Origin of the sequence: Empedobacter tilapiae (genome assembly GCF_004785645.1) — a bacterium.
Classification (GTDB): domain Bacteria; phylum Bacteroidota; class Bacteroidia; order Flavobacteriales; family Weeksellaceae; genus Empedobacter; species Empedobacter tilapiae.
On the sequence record NZ_SRPE01000002.1, the window covers coordinates 258,978 to 279,027 of the forward strand.

The 20,050-nt window shown below is 31.1% G+C and carries 14 protein-coding genes; 7 read left to right on the top strand and 7 right to left on the bottom strand.

Annotated features, from left to right (window positions below):
- Positions 1–29 precede the first annotated feature (29 nt).
- The gene (locus tag E4J94_RS03320; protein WP_317129207.1) at positions 30–806 is read right to left on the bottom strand and encodes a lipopolysaccharide kinase InaA family protein; all 777 of its coding nucleotides are present in this window, start codon (positions 804–806) and stop codon (positions 30–32) included.
- Positions 807–877: 71 nt separating this feature from the next.
- Positions 878–1,639: a hypothetical protein gene (locus tag E4J94_RS03325; RefSeq protein ID WP_221411277.1), complete on the bottom strand. Its 762-nt coding sequence runs from the start codon at positions 1,637–1,639 to the stop codon at positions 878–880.
- Between the two features lie 301 nt (positions 1,640–1,940).
- On the opposite strand from E4J94_RS03325, the gene E4J94_RS03330 reads away from it, so the two are divergent.
- From E4J94_RS03330 to E4J94_RS03350, 5 genes are all read left to right on the top strand, one after another.
- Positions 1,941–2,489, top strand: coding sequence for an L-threonylcarbamoyladenylate synthase (locus E4J94_RS03330; protein WP_135834594.1), 549 nt, complete (start codon positions 1,941–1,943; stop codon positions 2,487–2,489).
- Positions 2,490–2,520: 31 nt separating this feature from the next.
- Positions 2,521–3,942 (top strand): CCA tRNA nucleotidyltransferase, encoded by a 1,422-nt coding sequence (locus E4J94_RS03335; protein WP_135834450.1) that lies wholly within the window; start codon positions 2,521–2,523, stop codon positions 3,940–3,942.
- A 3-nt stretch (positions 3,943–3,945) separates the two neighbouring features.
- Positions 3,946–4,458: a plasmid pRiA4b ORF-3 family protein gene (locus E4J94_RS03340; protein ID WP_135834451.1), complete on the top strand. Its 513-nt coding sequence runs from the start codon at positions 3,946–3,948 to the stop codon at positions 4,456–4,458.
- A 150-nt stretch (positions 4,459–4,608) separates the two neighbouring features.
- Entirely contained in the window at positions 4,609–10,659 is a 6,051-nt protein-coding gene (locus E4J94_RS03345; RefSeq protein WP_135834452.1) for an alpha-2-macroglobulin family protein, read from the top strand.
- A gap of 210 nt (positions 10,660–10,869) precedes the next feature.
- Positions 10,870–12,516 (top strand): dipeptidyl-peptidase 3 family protein, encoded by a 1,647-nt coding sequence (locus E4J94_RS03350; protein WP_135834453.1) that lies wholly within the window; start codon positions 10,870–10,872, stop codon positions 12,514–12,516.
- 46 nt (positions 12,517–12,562) lie between these two features.
- Here the strand turns inward: E4J94_RS03350 and E4J94_RS03355 are convergent, their stop codons facing one another.
- From E4J94_RS03355 to E4J94_RS03370, 4 genes are all read right to left on the bottom strand, one after another.
- Entirely contained in the window at positions 12,563–12,754 is a 192-nt protein-coding gene (locus E4J94_RS03355) for a hypothetical protein (protein WP_135834454.1), read from the bottom strand.
- Between the two features lie 330 nt (positions 12,755–13,084).
- Positions 13,085–13,588 carry a YqiA/YcfP family alpha/beta fold hydrolase gene (locus E4J94_RS03360; protein WP_135834455.1) on the bottom strand — a complete coding sequence of 168 codons (504 nt, stop codon included), beginning with the start codon at positions 13,586–13,588 and terminating at the stop codon, positions 13,085–13,087.
- A 114-nt stretch (positions 13,589–13,702) separates the two neighbouring features.
- Positions 13,703–16,825 carry a preprotein translocase subunit SecA gene (secA, locus tag E4J94_RS03365; protein ID WP_135834456.1) on the bottom strand — a complete coding sequence of 1,041 codons (3,123 nt, stop codon included), beginning with the start codon at positions 16,823–16,825 and terminating at the stop codon, positions 13,703–13,705.
- A gap of 129 nt (positions 16,826–16,954) precedes the next feature.
- Complete coding sequence (locus E4J94_RS03370; RefSeq protein ID WP_019976296.1) at positions 16,955–17,176, bottom strand: DUF2795 domain-containing protein; 222 nt, start codon at positions 17,174–17,176, stop codon at positions 16,955–16,957.
- A gap of 171 nt (positions 17,177–17,347) precedes the next feature.
- Between E4J94_RS03370 and E4J94_RS03375 the strand changes: the two genes are divergently transcribed.
- Positions 17,348–18,289 carry an NAD(P)H-dependent flavin oxidoreductase gene (locus E4J94_RS03375; protein WP_135834457.1) on the top strand — a complete coding sequence of 314 codons (942 nt, stop codon included), beginning with the start codon at positions 17,348–17,350 and terminating at the stop codon, positions 18,287–18,289.
- A 58-nt stretch (positions 18,290–18,347) separates the two neighbouring features.
- Positions 18,348–19,118, top strand: coding sequence for a GH12 family glycosyl hydrolase domain-containing protein (locus tag E4J94_RS03380; protein WP_135834458.1), 771 nt, complete (start codon positions 18,348–18,350; stop codon positions 19,116–19,118).
- A 32-nt stretch (positions 19,119–19,150) separates the two neighbouring features.
- Here E4J94_RS03380 and E4J94_RS03385 read toward each other — a convergent pair whose 3' ends face one another.
- On the bottom strand, positions 19,151–20,050 hold the full coding sequence (locus tag E4J94_RS03385; RefSeq protein ID WP_135834459.1) for an MBL fold metallo-hydrolase: 900 nt from the start codon (positions 20,048–20,050) through the stop codon (positions 19,151–19,153).

Here is a 20,050-nt window from a genome sequence, read left to right on the forward strand (position 1 = left end):
CAGATTTGATCTCAAATCTGCTTTTTTATTTATTTTTTACCAATTAAGGCTTTTAATTTCTTTTTTTGAGCTTGTTTTGTCAGAAATTTGTATTGAAACTCTTGCGTTTTATTCCACATTACTTCAATAACTTCTTGCTCAGGTTTATTGATTAGTTTCGCATATTCTTTTCCCATAATTTCTATCATTTCCTTTTGAGGAGTTAGACGAGAAAAATTTTTCATTCTATTTTCAAAACTCATTGAATCATGAAAATTCATACGATTCAAATCAACCAAATAAAACTCATATTGATTTTCTCCAACTTGCTTAATTAAAGTATTACCTGGAGAGTGATCCAAAAACTCAATTCCAGCTTCATGTAAATCAAAAGTGAATTTTGTGAACTGTTTCAAGATTTCGTTTCGATTTTCCCAAGTTGGTATTTCAACTAATTCACGATATGTTAAATCAGCTTCAACTAGTTCACAAAAATAATAGCTATCTCTAAAACTAACAGCTGTTTTGTTTTCGACAAAAGCAATAGGATAAGGCGTTAGAAAACCTAATCTAATCAATTCTTTTGCATATTCGTAAGATCGTTCTGCTTTTGATTTTCTAAAGAATCGATAAACAAATTTATTGACTATATTAGGAATTTTGAATGATTTAATCGTTACAATTCTTCCTGATTCTAATCTCTTTTTTTTGATAGAATTTCTTGTACCTTTTGCAATATAATCATCAATCAAATTAAAATTTTCAATAATGGATTTGATTTCAGTTTGCGTAGTTTTATAATTATTATTTACGACAATTTTTTGCATCATTTTTATTAAATCTTATGATTATAATAGAGTTAATCTATTATTCACTTTGATGTGTTAAAGATAGAATATTATTTAGAGATTTCTTTAAACCATCCATCAATAGTGTATTTATAGTAAATGTTTTCTGAAATTGATTCATATTTTTTGTTAAAAAATTCTGAATCAATTATAGGATTATCCTTGTTTATTATGAGAATATTTGAAGGATTATAAAAGTCGTAACTTTTAATATCTTCATTAGTAGTGATTAATTTTTTATTATAACCTAAACATTCAAAAACTCTAAAAGATAAACCACTTTGATTAGCTCGGTTAATATCTAGTAATGTTTGACTTTCATTATTTAATTGATTTATTTCTTCTAAAGAAAGTTTATTTTTAACAATTTCTAATGAATCACTTTTGTAATTCTTTTTATTTTTTAGAACAATAAATTTATATCTGACAGACATTTCTTTTAATTGAGATGAAATGGAGTTCAGAATATTGAATCTATTGTCCATTGAACTAACATTTGATATTTCGTATAAATATTGATTCTTAATATCAGGTTTTGTAAATATCCAATTAGTTAGGAATGACATTTTTAAATTTTCACAATCATCTTTTTCAAAAGAATAAGATTTATCAAATAAATGGTAGACTCTTTTTATTTTAGGACATCTTTTTGAAGAATCGTTAAAAAAAGCAACTGTTTTTTTTGAATGAGTTTTTATTTTATGAATATATTCTGGATCAATAAAATCACCCTTTATTGTAATGATTAAATCTTGTTGTTTATTTAAATTTAATTTTTTTAATATCTCTTTTCCATAAAAAATATTTTTCAAATTTTTTTTGAGAAAAGTTTTTAAAATCACATTATAAATTCGTTGAATAGGACTAGAATATTTAAATTGAAATGAGTGAAAATTAATATGTGTAACATTATATCCTCTTTGTTGTAAATGGTCCACTACTTTTTGATTTAGTCCCCAGTTATCATATGAAATAATTGTAATGTTCATTATAATAGTTTATTTATACAAATGTCAGAATAAAAAGTATTATAAATAAAAATAAATTTACATATTTCAACTTTCCTGCAATACCTTTGTAATTAAATTTATAAAAACAAAAAAGATGTCAGATATAAATGAAATTGTAGTCAAACTAAAACAAGGCGAAACAATGCTTTATCCAACAGATACAATTCTTGGATTAGGCTGTGATGCAAAGAATGAGGCTGCAATTGAAAAAATTTATCAGATAAAAAATCGTCCTTCATCAAAATCGTTAATTATTTTAGTAGATTCTCCTAAAATGTTGCAAGATATTGTTGAAGTACCTGAATTAGCATGGGATTTGATTGATTTGAATGAAAAACCGATTACAATTATTTATGATAATCCAAAGGGTCTACCAAAGTCATTGGTTGCAGAAGATAATACGATCGCTATTCGTTTAACAGAAGATTTATTTTGTAAAAAAATCATAGGAAAATTAGGAGGACCAATTGTATCTACATCTGCAAATTTATCAGGAGAACCTTCTCCAAAAGTGTTTTCCGAAGTTAATCCTTCTATTTTAGAGCGTGTTGATTTTTATCCTGAGGAAATAAAAACCTTTGTACCTCAGTTTACTGCATCTACAATAATTAAATTAGGTCTAGATAACGAAGTAAAAGTTATTAGAGGGTAGTTTTTTATTTCAAAACTTATACTTTTGCAGAATGAAAATCTTAGAAGCCGTATCAAATCCAATTTTTAAAAATGTAGCAGAGGTTGCTGATGAAATTAATCAAGAAACTTATGTAGTTGGTGGATTTGTACGCGATTATTTATTAAATCGTGGTCAGAAAAAAGACATCGATTTTGTAACAGTTGGAAATGGAATTTTATTAGCTAAAGAATTAGCAAATAAATTAGAATATACATCACAAGTTTCAGTTTTTAAACGTTTTGGAACAGCAATGTTCAAATACAAAGATACTGATTTGGAGTTTGTTGGTGCGCGAAAAGAAAGTTATTCAGAAGATAGTAGAAAACCACATGTAGAAGACGGAACTTTGGAAGACGATCAAAAACGTCGTGATTTTACGATTAATACATTGGCAATTTCGATGAATAAAGAGAATTTTGGCGAATTAATAGATCCTTTCAATGGAGTAGAAGATTTGAATAATAAAATCATTAAAACACCATTAGAACCGAATGTTACGTATTCTGATGATCCTTTGCGTATGATGCGTGCGATTCGTTTTGCTGCTCAATTGGGTTTCGAAATAGAAAAAAAATCTTTTCAGGCAATAATTGATAATGCAGAACGTATTAGTATCGTATCTTTTGAACGAGTAATGGATGAGTTTCAAAAAATTATGATGACAGATAAACCTTCAGTCGGATTATTGTTATTGGAACAATCAGGATTAATGCAATATATTTTACCAGAATTGGTTGCGTTAAAAGGTATCGAAGAAGTTGAAGGTCAAAAACATAAAGATAATTTTTATCATACGTTAGAAGTTGTCGATAATATTTCTGTGAATACTGATAATGTTTGGTTGCGTTGGGCAGCATTGTTGCACGATATTGGAAAAGCAGTTACCAAACGTTTTGATAAAAATGTAGGTTGGACATTTCATTCGCATGAATTTGTTGGATCTAAAATGGTATTAAAATTATTCAGACGATTAAAATTACCATTAGGACCACAAGTAAAATATGTTCAAAAATTGGTGATGATGAGTTCTCGTCCAATTGCAGTTGTAACAGATGATGCAACAGATTCAGCATTACGCAGACTATTATTTGATGCTGGAGAAGATTTTGATGATTTAATAACGCTTTGTAAAGCTGATATTACAACAAAAAATGAACGTAAACAGAAACGTTTCAAGCAAAATTTTGAAGTTGTAGAACAAAAAATAAAAGATGTTGAAGAACGTGACAGAGTACGTAATTTTCAACCACCAATTTCGGGTGAAGAAATTATGAAAATATTTGATATTCAACCAGGAAGAGAAATTGGGATATTAAAAAATGCCATTAAAGAAGCAATTTTGGAAGGAGAAGTCGAAAATAATTATAATTCTGCATTAGAATTTGTAATTAATATGGGAAAAGATTTAAATTTGGAACCGAAAAATATTTAGAAAGTGATATATAAAATTCGTGTATTCCTTGATGCAAAAGAGGATGTTTTTAGAGACATAGAAATTAAAGAGAAGCAAACATTATTCACATTATACAAAGGTATTATTAGTGCTTTTAGTTTACAAGGTGAGGAGTTAGCGTCGTTCTATGAAGTAGATGAAGATGGAAAACAAACAAAAGAAATTCCTTTAGAGGATATGTCTGATGATGGAACTGATGAAACAATGGCTGATTTTTATATAAAAGAAGCTTTTGCTAATCAAGGAGATCGTATGGCTTTTGTATATGATTTTATGGAAATGTGGACATTTGTGGCTGAATTAATTTCTGTAGAAGATAAACCAGCTGTTCTTAATTACCCTTTAACGGTTTACCGTTTTGGTTCAATGCCTCTTAAAGCACCTAAAAAAGACATGCTGGTTGATTTAGACGATGAAGATGATATCGATTTTGCTGAGGATGCAGAATTAAATGATTTACAAATTGACGAAGATTTAGACGTAGATGATTTATAAAAACTACAACTAATCTACTTATATATCAAAAAATCTGAATGTTAACATTCAGATTTTTTTTGTGCTATATATCAACCATTTGATAATTATTTTACTTCCATAACCAACCATTTTTCCGTAACTTGCATCTACTGATAAAAGAAAGAATCTATGAAACAGCTACTGTTTTTATTATTAATTTTAACCAATTCGATGCTTATGGCTCAATCCCCAACGATTGATCAAAAGTGGAAAGAAATTGACCAACAAATGCAAAATGGTCAATTCAAATCAATCCAACCAAAAATTGATGAACTAAAAGCTTTATCAAAAAAGCAAAATAATCAACAAAGTTATATGAAAGCTTTGTTTTATGAAGCAAAAATAAAAGTCGCAACTTCTGATGAAAAAGATGATGTAAACTTCGTTTTTGATTTGTTTAAAAAAGATTTAGACGAAAAATCAAACGTAAATAATGCGATTGTTTATTCATATTTAGCTGAACTATATCAATTGTATTACAACGAAAATCGTTGGAAAATTCAAAGTCGTACAAATGTCGAAAATCAAGCGACAAATGATCTGAGATTTTGGACAGAAGATACTTTTAAGAAAACGATTAATGATTATTTTTCGAAATCAATTCAATCAAAAAATGAATTAATTAATGCTAAATCTCAAGATTATAAAATGATTTTGAATTTTACTGAGGATAAGAAAAATGCGCAACAACAATTAGATTTATCGCCAACTTTGTATGATGTTTTAGCGAAAAAATATATCAATTATTTGAATCAGAATGATGAAAAAGATAAAGCAAATCAATTGCTTGCTGATTTGGTTCAATTGAATACACAAAAAAATAACGAAAATGCTGTTTTGTATAACGAATTGATTTTAATTGATTCAAAACGTGGTTCAATTTCAGTTCAAGAAATTATTAAACAAAAAGAATCTTTAGCAACAAAATATCCAAAAGCGTGGTATTCGTCTTATGTGTACGCAACTTTAGCGACAGATTATTATGGATTGCAAGAAGATAAATTGGCTAACACAAATAAGATTTTTGAAATACAACAAAAAGTTGCTAAGCTTTATCCAAATTCGGAAGAATTAGAGAATATAAATAATTTAGTTTCGAAGATCAAATCGCAAGAATTAAGTGTGCAAGTAGAGCGATATATTAACGAAAATCAGAATACGCCAATCCAATTAACGCATAAAAACTTGTCGCAAGTTTTTGTGAAAGTTTTCGCTTATAATGAAGGTTTTGATGGAAAAGATAAAATACAAGCGTTAAATGTTTACAACGAAAACCGAATTGCAGAAGCTCAAAAATTTCTGAATAGTTTAAAAGTTGTTGATCAATATACAATTGATGTCAAATCGTTTGAAGATTATCAAAATCATTCGACAATTGTCAAATTAAATCCACTAAAATCTGGTCGTTATATTGTCCTTTTTTCGAATAATTCTGAATTCAAAATCAACACAAAAGACGATATTGATTATTTAGATATAATGGTTTCGAAATATGCGATAAACTCACTGAATGAAAAGGCTTCGGTTGTAAATCGTGAAACTGGAAAACCAGAAAGTAATGTTGCAGTTGAGTTTTCTAATTTGTCAGATTATAATAAAAAGGAATTTAAAATTTTAACGTCGGATAAAGATGGAATAATCACTTTTCCTGTGACTTGGAGAAACTTTCAATATCGTGTAAAAGACGAAAATACAATTTATTCAACGTATTACTACGATTACGATCGTTATGATAACGGCGATTATTCTACTGTTAAGATTTTCACAGATCGTGCGATTTATCGTCCTGGGCAAACGGTTTATTTCAAAGGAATTTATTATTCATCACAAGATAAAGCTCGAAAAGTAATTCCAAATTCTAAATTGACGATTGCTTTGTATGATGTTAATGGCAAAGAACTTTCTAAAGTTGATTTAACAACAAATGAATTTGGTTCTGTAAATGGAAGTTTTATTTTGCCAAGTTCTGCTTTAACAGGTAACTTTTCGATTAGTGCTATTGATAAAGATGGTCATTATTCATTCAAAGTTGAAGAATATAAACGTCCAAAATTCAAAGTAGAAATCGAGAAAAACAAAGGCGTTTATAGTTTAAATGACAAGGTAAAAGTAGAAGGGAAGGCGATTGCTTTTTCTGGTGCTAATATCGATAATGCAAAAGTTTCGTATCGCGTTTATCGTCAAGAAATTTTTACGTTTTGGCCTTGGTATCGTTCAATTCCAGCAGGTCGTGGCGAGCGAGAAGAAATTACTTTTGGAGATATAAAGACTGATGCAGAAGGGAAATTCAATTTCGAATTTGTTGCAAAACCAGCCTCGGAAAAAAAGAAAGATGAGGTAAGAACGTACAATTATTTTATCGAAGTAAATGCAACGGATATCAATGGAGAAACACAATCTGAGTCTTCTTCGGTAAAAGTTGGTGATACGAGAATGTCGTTGAATGTGGCTATTTCAGAAAAAATAAAAGCTGACGATTTAAAAGCTTTCAAAGTTGAGGTAAAAAACTTGAATGATGAAAAATTAGATGGAAAAGGTCATATTGAAATTTATTCGTTAAATGCGCCAAAAGAAGTTATTCGTCGTCAAAAATTTACAACAGATTATAACTTTTATTCGAAAGAAGAATTCAAGAAATTGTTTCTAAATGAACCTTATGGTGATGAAATGAATCCAAAAACATGGACAACCAATCAAAAGATTTTCGAAAATGATTTTGATACAAAAGTTTCAGATGAAATAAAATTCAATCAAGCGTCAAATTTAGAAGAAGGTTATTATGTCATCAAAGGTTTTGTGTTAGATGGAACGCAAAAAGTTGAGGTAGATAAATTGATTTATGTTTCGAATGAAAAGAAAGCAAATGAAATCAAAACGCTTTTAGCAGTTTCGCCAAATCAATCAAGTTATCAGCCAAAAGATGTTGCAAAAATTGAATTCAAATCGGGTTCTAAAAATACATTTGTGTATTATGAAGTAGAGGCGAATCAGGTAATTATAGACAAAGGTTTCTTGGATTTGAGTAAAAAATCGGTGGTTGAAATTCCAATCAAAGAAGAATATCGTGGCGGAATTTACATGAATTATGCGATGACGAAATTCAATGATGTGCAAACAGGAAGTCTTCATTTGGCGGTTCCTTTTACCAATAAACAACTGAAAGTAACGGCTGAAGTTTTACGTGATAAATTGACGCCAGGTGCAAAGGAAAAATGGCAATTAAAAATTGAAGGACCAAATAAAGACAAAGTTTCAGCTGAGGTTTTAGCAAGTATGTACGATGCTTCGTTGGATCAATTTGCGTCGAATTCTTTAGATTTTAATGTATATAATTTCACAAATTCAAGAAGAAATAATCCATTTAATCTCTATCAATTTTATTTAACAAATTCTTCTCGAGCAATTTATTATCGTACAAATTATGATTTTTATGCAAGAGGATATGCAGGATTAGACCTTAATTTATTTGATTTTGGATTTAACCAATATCGTATGAATCGTATGATGAGAAAATCGGTAGCTGCTCCAGCTCAAATGAATAATGAATTGGCTGGAAATGTAGCAGGTGTACAAGTTGAAGCAGCTGATGTAGCTTTAGAGGAATCTTTAGTTGGTGTTCCAGGTTCAGTAAATAATATAACAATACGCGGAGCATCATCATTACAAGGGAATGAAAATTCACTTTATATAGTAGATGGAGTTGTATATGATAAAATGTCAGAACTTAATCCAGATGATATTCAGTCTATGAATGTATTGAAAGGAGAAGACGCAACTGCATTATATGGAGCAATAGGAGCAAATGGAGTAGTGGTTATTACAACTAAAAAAGGGGCAAATACAGCATTGGATAACGTAAAAGCGCGTACAAATCTAAATGAAACAGCGTTCTTTTATCCAAATTTAAAAACAGATGCAAAAGGAAATATTATTGTAGAATTTACAACGCCAGAAAGTTTAACGGAATGGAAATTTATGGCAATTGCGCATACGCCAGATCTTAAAACAGGTTATTTAGAACAAAATGTTCGTACGCAAAAAGACTTGATGGTTGTACCAAATATGCCACGTTTTTTACGCGAAGGCGATCAAATTTCGGTTTCGTCTAAGATTAATAATTTATCAGATAAAGTATTAAATGGTTCTGCAAAATTGATGTTGTTTGATGCATTTACCAATCAACCAATTGATACGCAATTCAAGTTGACTAATGCAATTCAGAATTTCTCTGTTGCAAAAGGAAGTTCGAATCAAGTGACGTGGACAATTGATGTTCCTAAAAATGTACAAGCGGTTGTTTATCGTGTGGTGGCTTCAGCTGGAGATTTTTCTGATGGAGAGGAATCGGCTTTACCAATTTTGACAAATCGCATGATGGTGACAGAGACGTTACCAATTTATGTGAAAGAAGGTCAAAAGAAATCGTTCCAATTTGAGAATATGATCAATAATAAATCGACTTCTTTGGATAATTTCAAATTAACCTTTGAGATGACAACGAATCCAATTTGGTATGCGATTTTCTCGTTGCCTTATTTGCGCGAATATCCTTACGAATGCGCTGAGCAAGTCTTCTCGCGTTTATATGGGAATATGATTTCGGAAAAAGTGATTAATTCGAATCCAAAAATTAAAGCTGTTTTTGATGATTGGAACAAAAAAGGTGAATTGAAATCTAAATTACAATTGAACCAAGAATTGAAAAATATCATTTTAGAAGAAACGCCTTGGGTTAAAAATGCGGAAAGTGAAGAGGAGCAAATGAAACAAATTGCGGTTTTATTCCAATTAAATCAAATGCAAACGGAAATGAAATCGGCTTTCCAAAAATTAACGGATAAGCAACAATCAAATGGTGGTTTTGCTTGGTTTGATGGCGGTCGTCCAAACGAATATATCACAACGCATATTGTTTCTGGTTTCGGAAATATGAAGAAAATGGATGTGAATTTCAAAGCATTTGAAATAGATGTGAATCCATTAATCAAAAAAGCGATTCAGTTTATTGATGATGAGAATTTAAAACGTTTCAAAGAGTTCAAAAAAGATCAGAAATTATTCAAGGATGTTACGTATTCAGACGGTTTACATTATTTATATGCGCGTTCTTTCTTCCTAGAAGAGTATCCGATGTCGAAAGAGTTGGAAGAAATGAAAACGGCGATGTTAAAGAATTTGAATGATACAAAATTGGATTTATCGTTGCAACAAAAAGCGATGGCTGCAATTGTTATGAATCGTTTCCAAATGCAATCTGCTGCTAAAATCGTTGTGAATTCGATCAAAGAAAAAGCTGTAGAATCGGATGAAATGGGTATGTATTGGAAAGAAAATCAACCGGGTTGGTTTTGGTATCAAGCGCCTGTTGAAACACAATCGTTGTTAATTGAAGCGTTTGATGAAGTTACAAAAGACGAGAAATCAGTAGAAGAAATGAAAGTTTGGTTATTGAAAAATCGTCAAACAAATCAGTGGAATTCTACAAAAGCAACAACAAAAGCGGTTTATGCTTTAATGAATTTCGGTAAATCTTGGATAGATGCAGACAAAGGAATTGATGTAAAGATTGGAAACCAAAAATTTGATTTAGATAAAAATACGCAAGCTGGTTCAGGTTATGTAAAAACTTCTTGGAACAAAGAAGAAATAAAACCTGAAATGGGTAGAATTGAGGTTTCAAAAACTTCTCCTGGTGTCGCTTGGGGAGCAATGTATTGGCAATATTTTGAAGATTTGGATAAAATAAAATCTGCTGAAACTGGAATCAAATTCAATAAGAAATTGTTTGTTAAATCGAATTCTGCAAATGGTCCAATTCTGAAAGAAATTACAACGTCAACGCCGATAAAAGTTGGTGATATTGTAACGGTTCGTTTAGAGATTTCGGTTGATCGTAACATGCAATTTGTACATATTAAAGATATGCGAGCAAGTGGTTTCGAGCCTGTGAATGTGCTTTCTGGTTACAAATGGAAAGGAGAATTTGGGTATTACGAAAGTACACGTGATGCGGCAACAAATTTCTTTGCAGATTATATGAGAAAAGGAACCTATGTTTTCGAGTATGATTTGAAAGCGAATAATGCAGGTAATTTCTCGAACGGAATTACATCGATGCAGAATATGTATGCACCAGAATTGAGTACGCAAAGCGAAGGAATTCGTGTTGAGATTAAATAATCAATTCAAATTAATAAATAAAAAAGAGCAGAGATTATTCTCAGCTCTTTTTTTATGAAGCCTATTGTTTTTTATAGAGTTTTTAAATTTATTTTAACTGTTTTGTATCTTTTAAATCTCCAATTTATGTATTTAAGTTGATGAATCAATCAATAACAAAAAGGACTTTGGATTAAGACTTTTCTTCTTAAATTTATCAAAACATTCAAAATGAAAAAAACATCAATATTCTTAGGTATAGTTGCTTTTGCTGGAATTGTCAGTTCTTGTTCAACTCAAAAAACAGCATCGGAATCAACTCAAACTTCAACAGAAATGACAAAAGATTACGCTTATCAATATTATGCTCAAGTTCCATTAACAACAGATATATCGCATTTAACAAAGAATGAAAAAGAAATTTTGCATTTAATGTTTAAAACAGCTGATATTATGGACGATTTATTTTGGCAACAAGCTTATGGTGCTAAAATAGATTTGATGGATGAAACCAAAGGTGAGGCCAAAGAATATGCAAAAATAAATTATGGTCCTTGGGATAGATTAAATAATGAAGCGCCTTTTATAAATGGTGTTGAAGCAAAACCAGCTGGCGCAACTTTTTATCCTACAAATATGACAAAAGAGGAATTTGAACAAGCTAATATAGAAGATGGTAAATCTCCTTATACAATCATTCGCCGTAACCGCGAAGGTAATTTATATTCAATTCCGTATCACGAAAATTTCAAAAATCAATTATCAAAAGCAGCTGAATATTTGACAAAAGCTTCTGAATTAGCTGAGGATGCTGGACTTAAAAATTATTTAAAATTACGTGCTGTAGCTTTGATGAACGATGATTTCTATGAAAGTGATTTAGCTTGGATGGATATGAAAAATGCGAATATTGATATGGTAGTTGGTCCTATCGAAAATTATGAAGATCAATTATTTGGATATAAAACCTCTTATTCGGCGTATATTTTAGTAAAAGATATCGAATGGTCGAAGAAATTAGCCAAATTCGTACAATATTTACCAGAATTGCAAAAGAATTTGCCCGTCTCTGCAAATTATAAAAAAGAAGTTCCAGGCACAGATTCTGATCTTAATGCGTATGATGTTGTGTATTATGCGGGAGATTGTAATGCGGCAGGTAAAACAATTGCGATTAATTTACCAAATGATGAAAAAGTTCAATTGGAAAAAGGAACCCGTCGTTTGCAATTAAAAAATGCTATGAAAGCAAAATTTGATAAAATTCTTGCACCTATTGCAACTGCTTTGATTGATGAAAGCCAGCAGAAGAATATCAAATTTGATGCTTTCTTTTCTAATGTCATGTTTCACGAAGTGGCACATGGTTTAGGAATCAAAAATACAGTAAATGGAAAAGGTTCTGTTCGCGATGCTTTAAAAGAAGCTAATTCAGCTTTAGAAGAAGGAAAAGCAGATATTCTTGGTCTATACATGGTCAATCAATTGTTAAAAAAAGAAGAATTGACAGGAACACAAGAAGATTATTTTGTGACTTTTTTAGCTGGAATCTTACGTTCTGTTCGTTTTGGAGCGAGTTCTGCACACGGACAAGCAAACATGATTGCGTTCAACTATTTTGCTGAAAATGGTGCTTTCGAAAAATCTGCAAATGGACGTTACAAAGTAAATGTAGCTAAAATGGAAAAAGCAATGAATGGTTTATCAGAATTGATCTTAACATTGCAAGGAAATGGAGATTACGATGGTGTGAAAAAATTATATGCTGATAAAGGAATTATTCACGACGATTTACAAAAAGATTTAGATGTCTTGAAAACGAAAAGTATTCCAGTTGATGTTGTTTTTGAACAAGGACCTAAAATGTTAGGATTGTAATAATAACCGATATTAAATAAATTAAAAGCCACTTTATAAGTGGCTTTTAATTTACTTTTTCAAAATATATCACTTCATTATTATCTGGATCACCAATAAAAAAGTCTATTTCAAAGTTGGTGAAATTTCGTTTTATCCCTTGTACATTGATTACATTTCCGCAATAAAAAGATAAAGCATTTATATCTTCAATTTCTGATGAATATTCAAATTTTCCTTGTGGACAAAATCTTAACATTTGGAATATTTTCATTCAAATAAAAAGTCCCATCAGAACTCATTTTTAATCTTACTTTTTCTAAATGACTAACATCAACTGTTGAAGATTCAGAAACTTTGTAAGTTCCCACAATATTCTTATCAGTTACTTCATAGAGCAATAAAGGCTTTATCGAATAATAAATAAAAATTAACAAAAGAAAAATGAATAAACTAAATCCTTTTAAAATTTGGTTTTTATTCATAGGACTTCTCCAAAAACTAATAACCATTAAAATTATTCCAATTAAAAATGAGATTGCTAAAATAATAATTATTAAGCCCTGAAAAAGTAAAGAAAATATAGTCATTAAGCTTTTTTATTCTCCAAAAAAGTTCCAAACGCTTTTTCGAATTCTTCTAATGTGATTAAATGTGTCATTTCAGCATCAAAAATTTGTTCGATATTTCCGTTTTGTTTTTGAAGATTTTCTACAAATTCAATCTGAAATTTTGGTTCGATCACATCATCTTTTAAACCTGTGAAAATTAAATTTGATTTTGTTGGAACTCCTTTTAATAATTGTTCTGGCAAAAATGGTTTTAAACGTTCTACTGCAATTACAGCAGGATTAAACATCAAAACTGGAACATTTAATAGTAATCCCAAATAATAACTTATCATTCCTCCTAAACTTGTTCCTGCAATAAATTCGATTGGTTCTTTTGTAAAATGTTCTACCAAATCTTGAATCAAAGTTGGAGCATTATCGTAATCAATTGATGGTGCGTAACATTCTCCCAAAGAGTCTAAATATTCTCTCTTTTCATCTGTTACAAAACCTTGGTAGCCGTGTAAGTATGCAAATTTCATTTGTTTAAAATTTTAATAATTTGATACTGAAAACTTTCAGTAGTTAATGTAAAAGTACTAAAAAACCCTTTCTAAAATTTTCAGAAAGGGTTAAAGTTATATAAAAAAATCTTTTTAGTTTACTGATTCAGTTTCCTCTACAGATTCTTCTTTTTGAGCATTTGGTAATTCTCCTTTGAATAAGAACGAAATGATTTCTTTGTTCACTGTATCCAACATTCTTTGGAAAATATGGAAAGACTCTTGTTTGTAAACAACCAATGGATCTTTTTGTTCGTAAACCGCATTTTGAGATGTTTTACGTAAGTCATCAACATCACGTAAGTGCTCTTTCCAGTTATCATCAATCAAACTTAAAACAACAGATTTTTCGAAATCTTTGATTAAAGTTTTGCCTTGAGATTCGTAAGCTTCTTTCAAATCACAAACAACTGTCATTTGACGGATTCCGTCTGTAAACGGCACTTGAATACGAGAGAACATATGTCCTTGATTTTCGAAAACATTTGAAATTACTGGGAAAGCAGTTTCTGCAACATACTTCATACGTGCTTTGTAATCTTCAATTGCTGCATCGTACGTAATATTTGTTAAATCTTTAATTGATTTAGATCTAAATTCATCTTCTGTAACAGGAGTTCCCATTGTAAAGAATTTAATTAAATCTAATTCATATTGACCAAAATCTTCGAAATCTTTGTTTGATTTTACAACAGAAGCCGCAACATCATAAATCATGTTTGCGATATCCACTTCCAAGCGATCTCCGAATAATGCATTGTGACGACGTTTGTAAATTACTTCACGTTGTTTGTTCATTACATCATCATACTCTAACAAACGTTTACGAATACCGAAGTTGTTTTCCTCAACTTTTTTCTGTGCACGTTCGATCGACTTAGTAATCATAGAATGCTCAATCACATCACCATCTTTGTGTCCCATACGGTCCATTAATTTTGCAATTCTTTCTGAACCGAATAAACGCATTAATGAATCTTCTAATGAAACGAAGAATTGAGATGATCCTGGATCTCCTTGACGACCAGCACGACCACGTAACTGACGATCTACACGACGAGAATCGTGACGTTCTGTACCAATAATTGCTAAACCTCCAGATTCTTTTACTTCTTTCGTCAATTTAATATCAGTACCACGACCAGCCATATTCGTTGCAATTGTTACAGCTCCTGGTTTACCTGCTTCTGTTACAATGTCAGCTTCGCTTTTATGTAATTTAGCATTTAAAACATTGTGATTGATTCCACGTAATTTTAATGCTTTTGATAATAATTCAGAAATCTCAACATTAGTTGTACCAACTAAAACTGGACGTTTGTCATCTTGGGATAAACGAACAATTTCTTCGATTACTGCTTTATATTTTTCACGATTTGTTTTGAAAACAATATCATTTCTGTCATGACGCAAAATAGGGCGGTTTGTAGGAATAGAAACAACATCTAATTTGTAAATTTCCCAAAACTCACCAGCTTCAGTTTCTGCTGTACCAGTCATACCACCCAACTTGTTGTACATACGGAAGTAATTTTGTAACGTAATTGTAGCAAAAGTTTGTGTCGCTGCTTCAATTTTCACATTCTCTTTCGCTTCAATTGCTTGGTGTAATCCATCAGAATAGCGACGACCATCCATGATACGTCCAGTTGATTCGTCAACGATTTTTACTTCACCATCTACAACAACGTACTCGATATCTTTTTCGAATAACGTATAAGCTTTCAATAACTGACTTAAAGTATGAATACGTTCAGATTTGATAGAGAAGTTACGGAAGAATTCTTCTTTCATTTGAAGAATCTCTTCTTTATCTTTTCCAGAATTTTCAATCGCTCCAATATTTGTAGAAACGTCTGGTAAAATGAAAAATTGATCATCTTCCATACCTTTTGACAAATACTCGATTCCTTTATCTGTTAAATCTGATTGATTTTGTTTTTCATCAATTACAAAGTATAAATGCTCATCAATTTTCGGCATTTCACGATTGTTGTCTTGAATGAAATGCGCTTCTGTTTTCTGTAATTGGGCACGAATACCATCTTGAGATAAGAATTTGATTAATGGTTTGTATTTTGGTAAACCACGGTAAACTTGGTATAATTTGAAACCACCTTCTTTTAAATCTCCTTGTTTGAATAATGTTTTTGCTTCGTTTAATGTTTTTCCTAACATCTCACGTTGCATTTGGTATAAACGATCAATTTTTGGTCTTAGTACGTCAAATTCGTGACGATCTCCTTGTGGAACTGGACCAGAAATAATTAATGGTGTACGAGCATCATCAATTAAAACAGAATCGACCTCATCGACAATCGCAAAGTTTAATTCACGTTGTACCAAAGCATCTGGCGTGTTTGCCATATTGTCACGTAAATAATCGAAACCAAATTCGTTATTTGTTCCATACACAATATCAGATGCATACGCATCACGACGACCTGGAGAGTTTGGTTGGTGATTATCAATACAATCTACAGATAGCCCATGGAAAGAGAAAATTGGACGCATCCACGCCATATCTCGTTTAGCCAAGTAATCATTTACCGTTACTAAGTGGACTCCACGTCCTGTCAATGCGTTTAAATAGATTGGTAAAGTTGCTACTAATGTTTTTCCTTCACCTGTTTGCATCTCTGCAATACGACCTAAGTGTAAAGCAGATCCACCAATAAACTGAACATCATAATGAGACATATCCCATGTAACTTGACGACCAGCTGCATCCCAAGAATTTTTCCATACGGCAGTATTGTCGTCTTTTAAAGACACGAAATCATGACCACGATTTACCAATGTTTTATCGAAGTCAGAGGCAGTTACTTCTAACGTTTCGTTTTCTGTAAAACGTTTACCTGTCTCGCGCATTACGGCAAAAGCTTCTGGTAAAATTTCTAATAAAATCTTTTCTTCAATCTCGTAAGCTTGCTTGTTGATTTTATCGATTTGAGTATATAAATCTTCCTTCTCTCCAAAGTCTTCAGTTTCTTCAACTTTTAATTTTAACTCATCAATTTGAGTTTTAAGATCTTTTGTTGCTTCAACTAATTTAGTTTTGAAATTTGTTGTTTTTTCTCTTAATTCATCAATTGTTAATGAACCAAGTGATTGACCTGCTTGATTAGCAAGGTCAACATATTTTTGTAATTCTTTTACATCTTTGGCATTCTTATCACCTAAGAAACCTTGTAAAATTTTGTTTAAAATATTCATATTTTTCTGCGTTCTTCGTCAAAATTAGCTACAATATATTTGATGACTAATTCAGATGCAAATATACGTTAACTATGTTATTTATAGATTATAGAATCGAAAAAAGCCCCAATTTGGGCTTTTTTATTTTTAATATTCGTCCTCGTTCCAAAGGAAATCGTCATCCGTTGGATAGTCAGCCCAAATCTCTTCAATGCTTTCGTAAGAATCTCCTTCATCCTCTATAGATTGTAAATTTTCTACAACCTCCAAAGGAGCACCAGTACGAATTGCGTAATCAATTAATTCATCTTTTGTTGCTGGCCAAGGTGCATCACTTAAATAAGATGCTAATTCTAAAGTCCAATACATAGCTTATATTTTTTTATTATTAGTAGAGATAGTTAAACTCTAAATTCTTATCAAAAAATTTGATTTTTGCAAATCAAATAATCTGCCAAAGTCAAACTGTCAGTATTTATGTTAAAATTAAATTTTTTCCTTCTCTATATTTCATTATTTTTATGCCTAAATATAATGAAAATGGACACGAATATAACAAAATTATTTGCAATAAAATATCCAATTATTCAAGGAGGTATGATTTGGAATAGTGGTTGGCGATTAGCTTCTGCTGTTAGTAATGCTGGAGGATTAGGTTTAATAGGTGCTGGAAGCATGTATCCTGATGTTTTGCGTGAACATATAAAAAAGTGTAAAGCTGCTACAAATCAGTCTTTTGGAGTTAATGTTCCAATGCTTTATCCAAATATTGAAGAGATTATGCAGATTATTATGGAAGAAGGTGTAAAAGTTGTTTTTACTTCTGCTGGAAATCCCAAAACATGGACAGAAATATTAAAAAAAGAAGGAATTATTGTAACACATGTTGTCAGTAGTGCCAAATTTGCATTAAAATCTCAAGATGCAGGAGTGGATGCTGTCGTGGCAGAAGGTTTTGAAGCAGGTGGACATAATGGCAGAGAAGAAACGACTACACTTTGTCTTATTCCAAATGTCAAACGTCAAATCGATATTCCATTAATTGCTGCTGGAGGAATTGGTACAGGTTCTCAAATTTTGGCAGCATTTGCTTTAGGTGCAGAAGGTGTTCAAATAGGTTCTCGTTTCGCTGCAACTCAGGAATCTTCTGCTAATCAAGCTTTCAAAGATGTGATTGTAAATACACAAGAAGGTGATACGCAACTTACATTAAAGGAATTAGCGCCTGTCCGTTTAATTAAAAATGAATTTTACAATCAAGTTCAAGAAAAATATCAAAAAGGAACAACTGCTGAAGAATTAAAAAAACTTTTAGGAAGAGGTCGTTCAAAAAAAGGAATGTTCGAAGGTGATTTGGTTAATGGAGAATTAGAAATTGGTCAAGTTTCTTCTTTGATTAATTCTATTCCGACAGTTGCAGAAGTTTTTGACGATCTATTAGCAGATTATCAAGTTGCCAAAGATAAATTAATTCGATTATAATCATCACAATTTCATATTTTTACAAGGATGCTTTTGTATCCTTTTTTAATTAGCATAAATGAGGAAACAACTTTTAAATATTTTATTCTTCTCTTTTTCAGTTATCAGTTTTAGTCAACAATCTGATCAAGAAATGGCAGAAAATGGAGCGACCATAAAATGGCAGAAATATGAAATTAACAACAATAAATGGGGCGAACACAAAATAAAAAAAGGTGTTTATTCACAAACAATTTTCGCAACTGACACAGCGGCTGGTTGGAAATGGCAAACGCCTGGTAAGAAATATGGCGTAGTTGGTTATCCTGAAATTTGGTTTGGGGAAAGTGCTTGGTTTAATTTAGCTGACATCAAAACTGATAATTATTTCAAGAATATAAATGAGGTAAAAACTTTTGAAGTTGAGTATAAAACGAAGTTAGAAGTTAATGACAAAAAATATAATTTAGCTTTTGATTTTTGGTTGCACAATTCACCAAAAGTCGCTCTACAAACCATCGGAATTGAAGTGATGATTTGGGAAGATTACAATAAATTTAAGCCTTTTGGTAAAAAAGTTGGAAATATTTCTACCACATTTGGACAATATGATATTTACAGAGGTCATATCATCAAAAAGGATTTGAAAACAAGCTGGGATTATATTGCTTTTGTACGAAAAGAAAAACGAACTTCGGGAAAAGTAAATGTGATGGAGTTGATAAATCAGATGAATAAACGAAATTATATTGGGCAAAACGTCTATTTATCTTCGTTTGAATTTGGAACTGAAATTTTAAATTCTAGCGGAAATATTTTGGTTGAACATTATGAATTAAAAATAGAATAAAAAAAGCTGTCAAATTTTGACAGCTTTTCGTTTTATAATCTTCCTTGTTCCTTTAATTTCCAATAACGCAAAAGTCCATTGACAGACATCCAACATGGATTGGCATATTCATACACCTGAATTTGATCTTCTGTCAAACCTAGATCGTTATAATTTTTTGTGACATAATCGACAAAAACAGGCACAATTTCTTCGGTCGGAATTTTATCATCATACATTGGCTTGATATAATTTGACCAATCATCCAACGATTTTTCTAATTGATCAAAATGATTTTCTAAATCTTCGTGATAACCATAATGCGTCGGATAAATTCCTTTTGCATTAATTTTTCTCAATTTAGCAATCGATTCTTTCCACAATTCAATATTAATATCAGGTGGAGGACATGGAGGAGAAACTGGACCATTCTCAATTTTAACTCCAGCAACATCTCCTGTAAAAATAACATCATTTAACACATAAGCATTGTGATGAACAGCATGTCCAGGCGTATAAACAGTCTGAAAAACAGCATCACCAAACTCCACACTTTGACCATCTGCCAAACCAACCAAATATTCTTCGTCAATTGGTTTCATTTCTCCCCACAAACGATCCATATCATCTCCATAAATCATTTTTGCAGATTCCCACAATTTTTCAGGATTTTTCAGATGTGGTAAACCAATTGGATTTAAGAAAATTGTTGCACCATGTTCTGTAAATTTCCATGCAGCACCAGCATGATCAAAATGAATATGTGTAATTAATATGTTTTCGATATCAATTACTCCCCAACCTAACGCTTCGATTCCTGCTTTCAAATTCTCAAAAGTTGAATATGGTCCTGGATCAACCAAAATTGGTCCTTGTTCAGTTTCGATTAAATAAGTTGCGATAGCTTCATTTTCATTCTGAAAATTAAGATCGATTGTATGTATTTTTGGCAT

Bases quoted from the DNA above. Each gene is read 5' to 3' on its own strand.
- secA (WP_135834456.1), bottom strand. From the start codon at position 16,825: ATGAATATTTTAAACAAAATTTTACAAGGTTTCTTAGGTGATAAGAAT.
- E4J94_RS03385 (WP_135834459.1), bottom strand. From the start codon at position 20,050: ATGCCAAAAATACATACAATCGATCTTAATTTTCAGAATGAAAATGAA.
- E4J94_RS03350 (WP_135834453.1), top strand. From the start codon at position 10,870: ATGAAAAAAACATCAATATTCTTAGGTATAGTTGCTTTTGCTGGAATT.
- E4J94_RS03360 (WP_135834455.1), bottom strand. From the start codon at position 13,588: ATGAAATTTGCATACTTACACGGCTACCAAGGTTTTGTAACAGATGAA.
- E4J94_RS03370 (WP_019976296.1), bottom strand. From the start codon at position 17,176: ATGTATTGGACTTTAGAATTAGCATCTTATTTAAGTGATGCACCTTGG.
- E4J94_RS03355 (WP_135834454.1), bottom strand. From the start codon at position 12,754: ATGTTAAGATTTTGTCCACAAGGAAAATTTGAATATTCATCAGAAATT.
- E4J94_RS03345 (WP_135834452.1), top strand. From the start codon at position 4,609: ATGAAACAGCTACTGTTTTTATTATTAATTTTAACCAATTCGATGCTT.
- E4J94_RS03375 (WP_135834457.1), top strand. From the start codon at position 17,348: ATGGACACGAATATAACAAAATTATTTGCAATAAAATATCCAATTATT.
- E4J94_RS03335 (WP_135834450.1), top strand. From the start codon at position 2,521: ATGAAAATCTTAGAAGCCGTATCAAATCCAATTTTTAAAAATGTAGCA.
- E4J94_RS03320 (WP_317129207.1), bottom strand. From the start codon at position 806: ATGCAAAAAATTGTCGTAAATAATAATTATAAAACTACGCAAACTGAA.
- E4J94_RS03380 (WP_135834458.1), top strand. From the start codon at position 18,348: ATGAGGAAACAACTTTTAAATATTTTATTCTTCTCTTTTTCAGTTATC.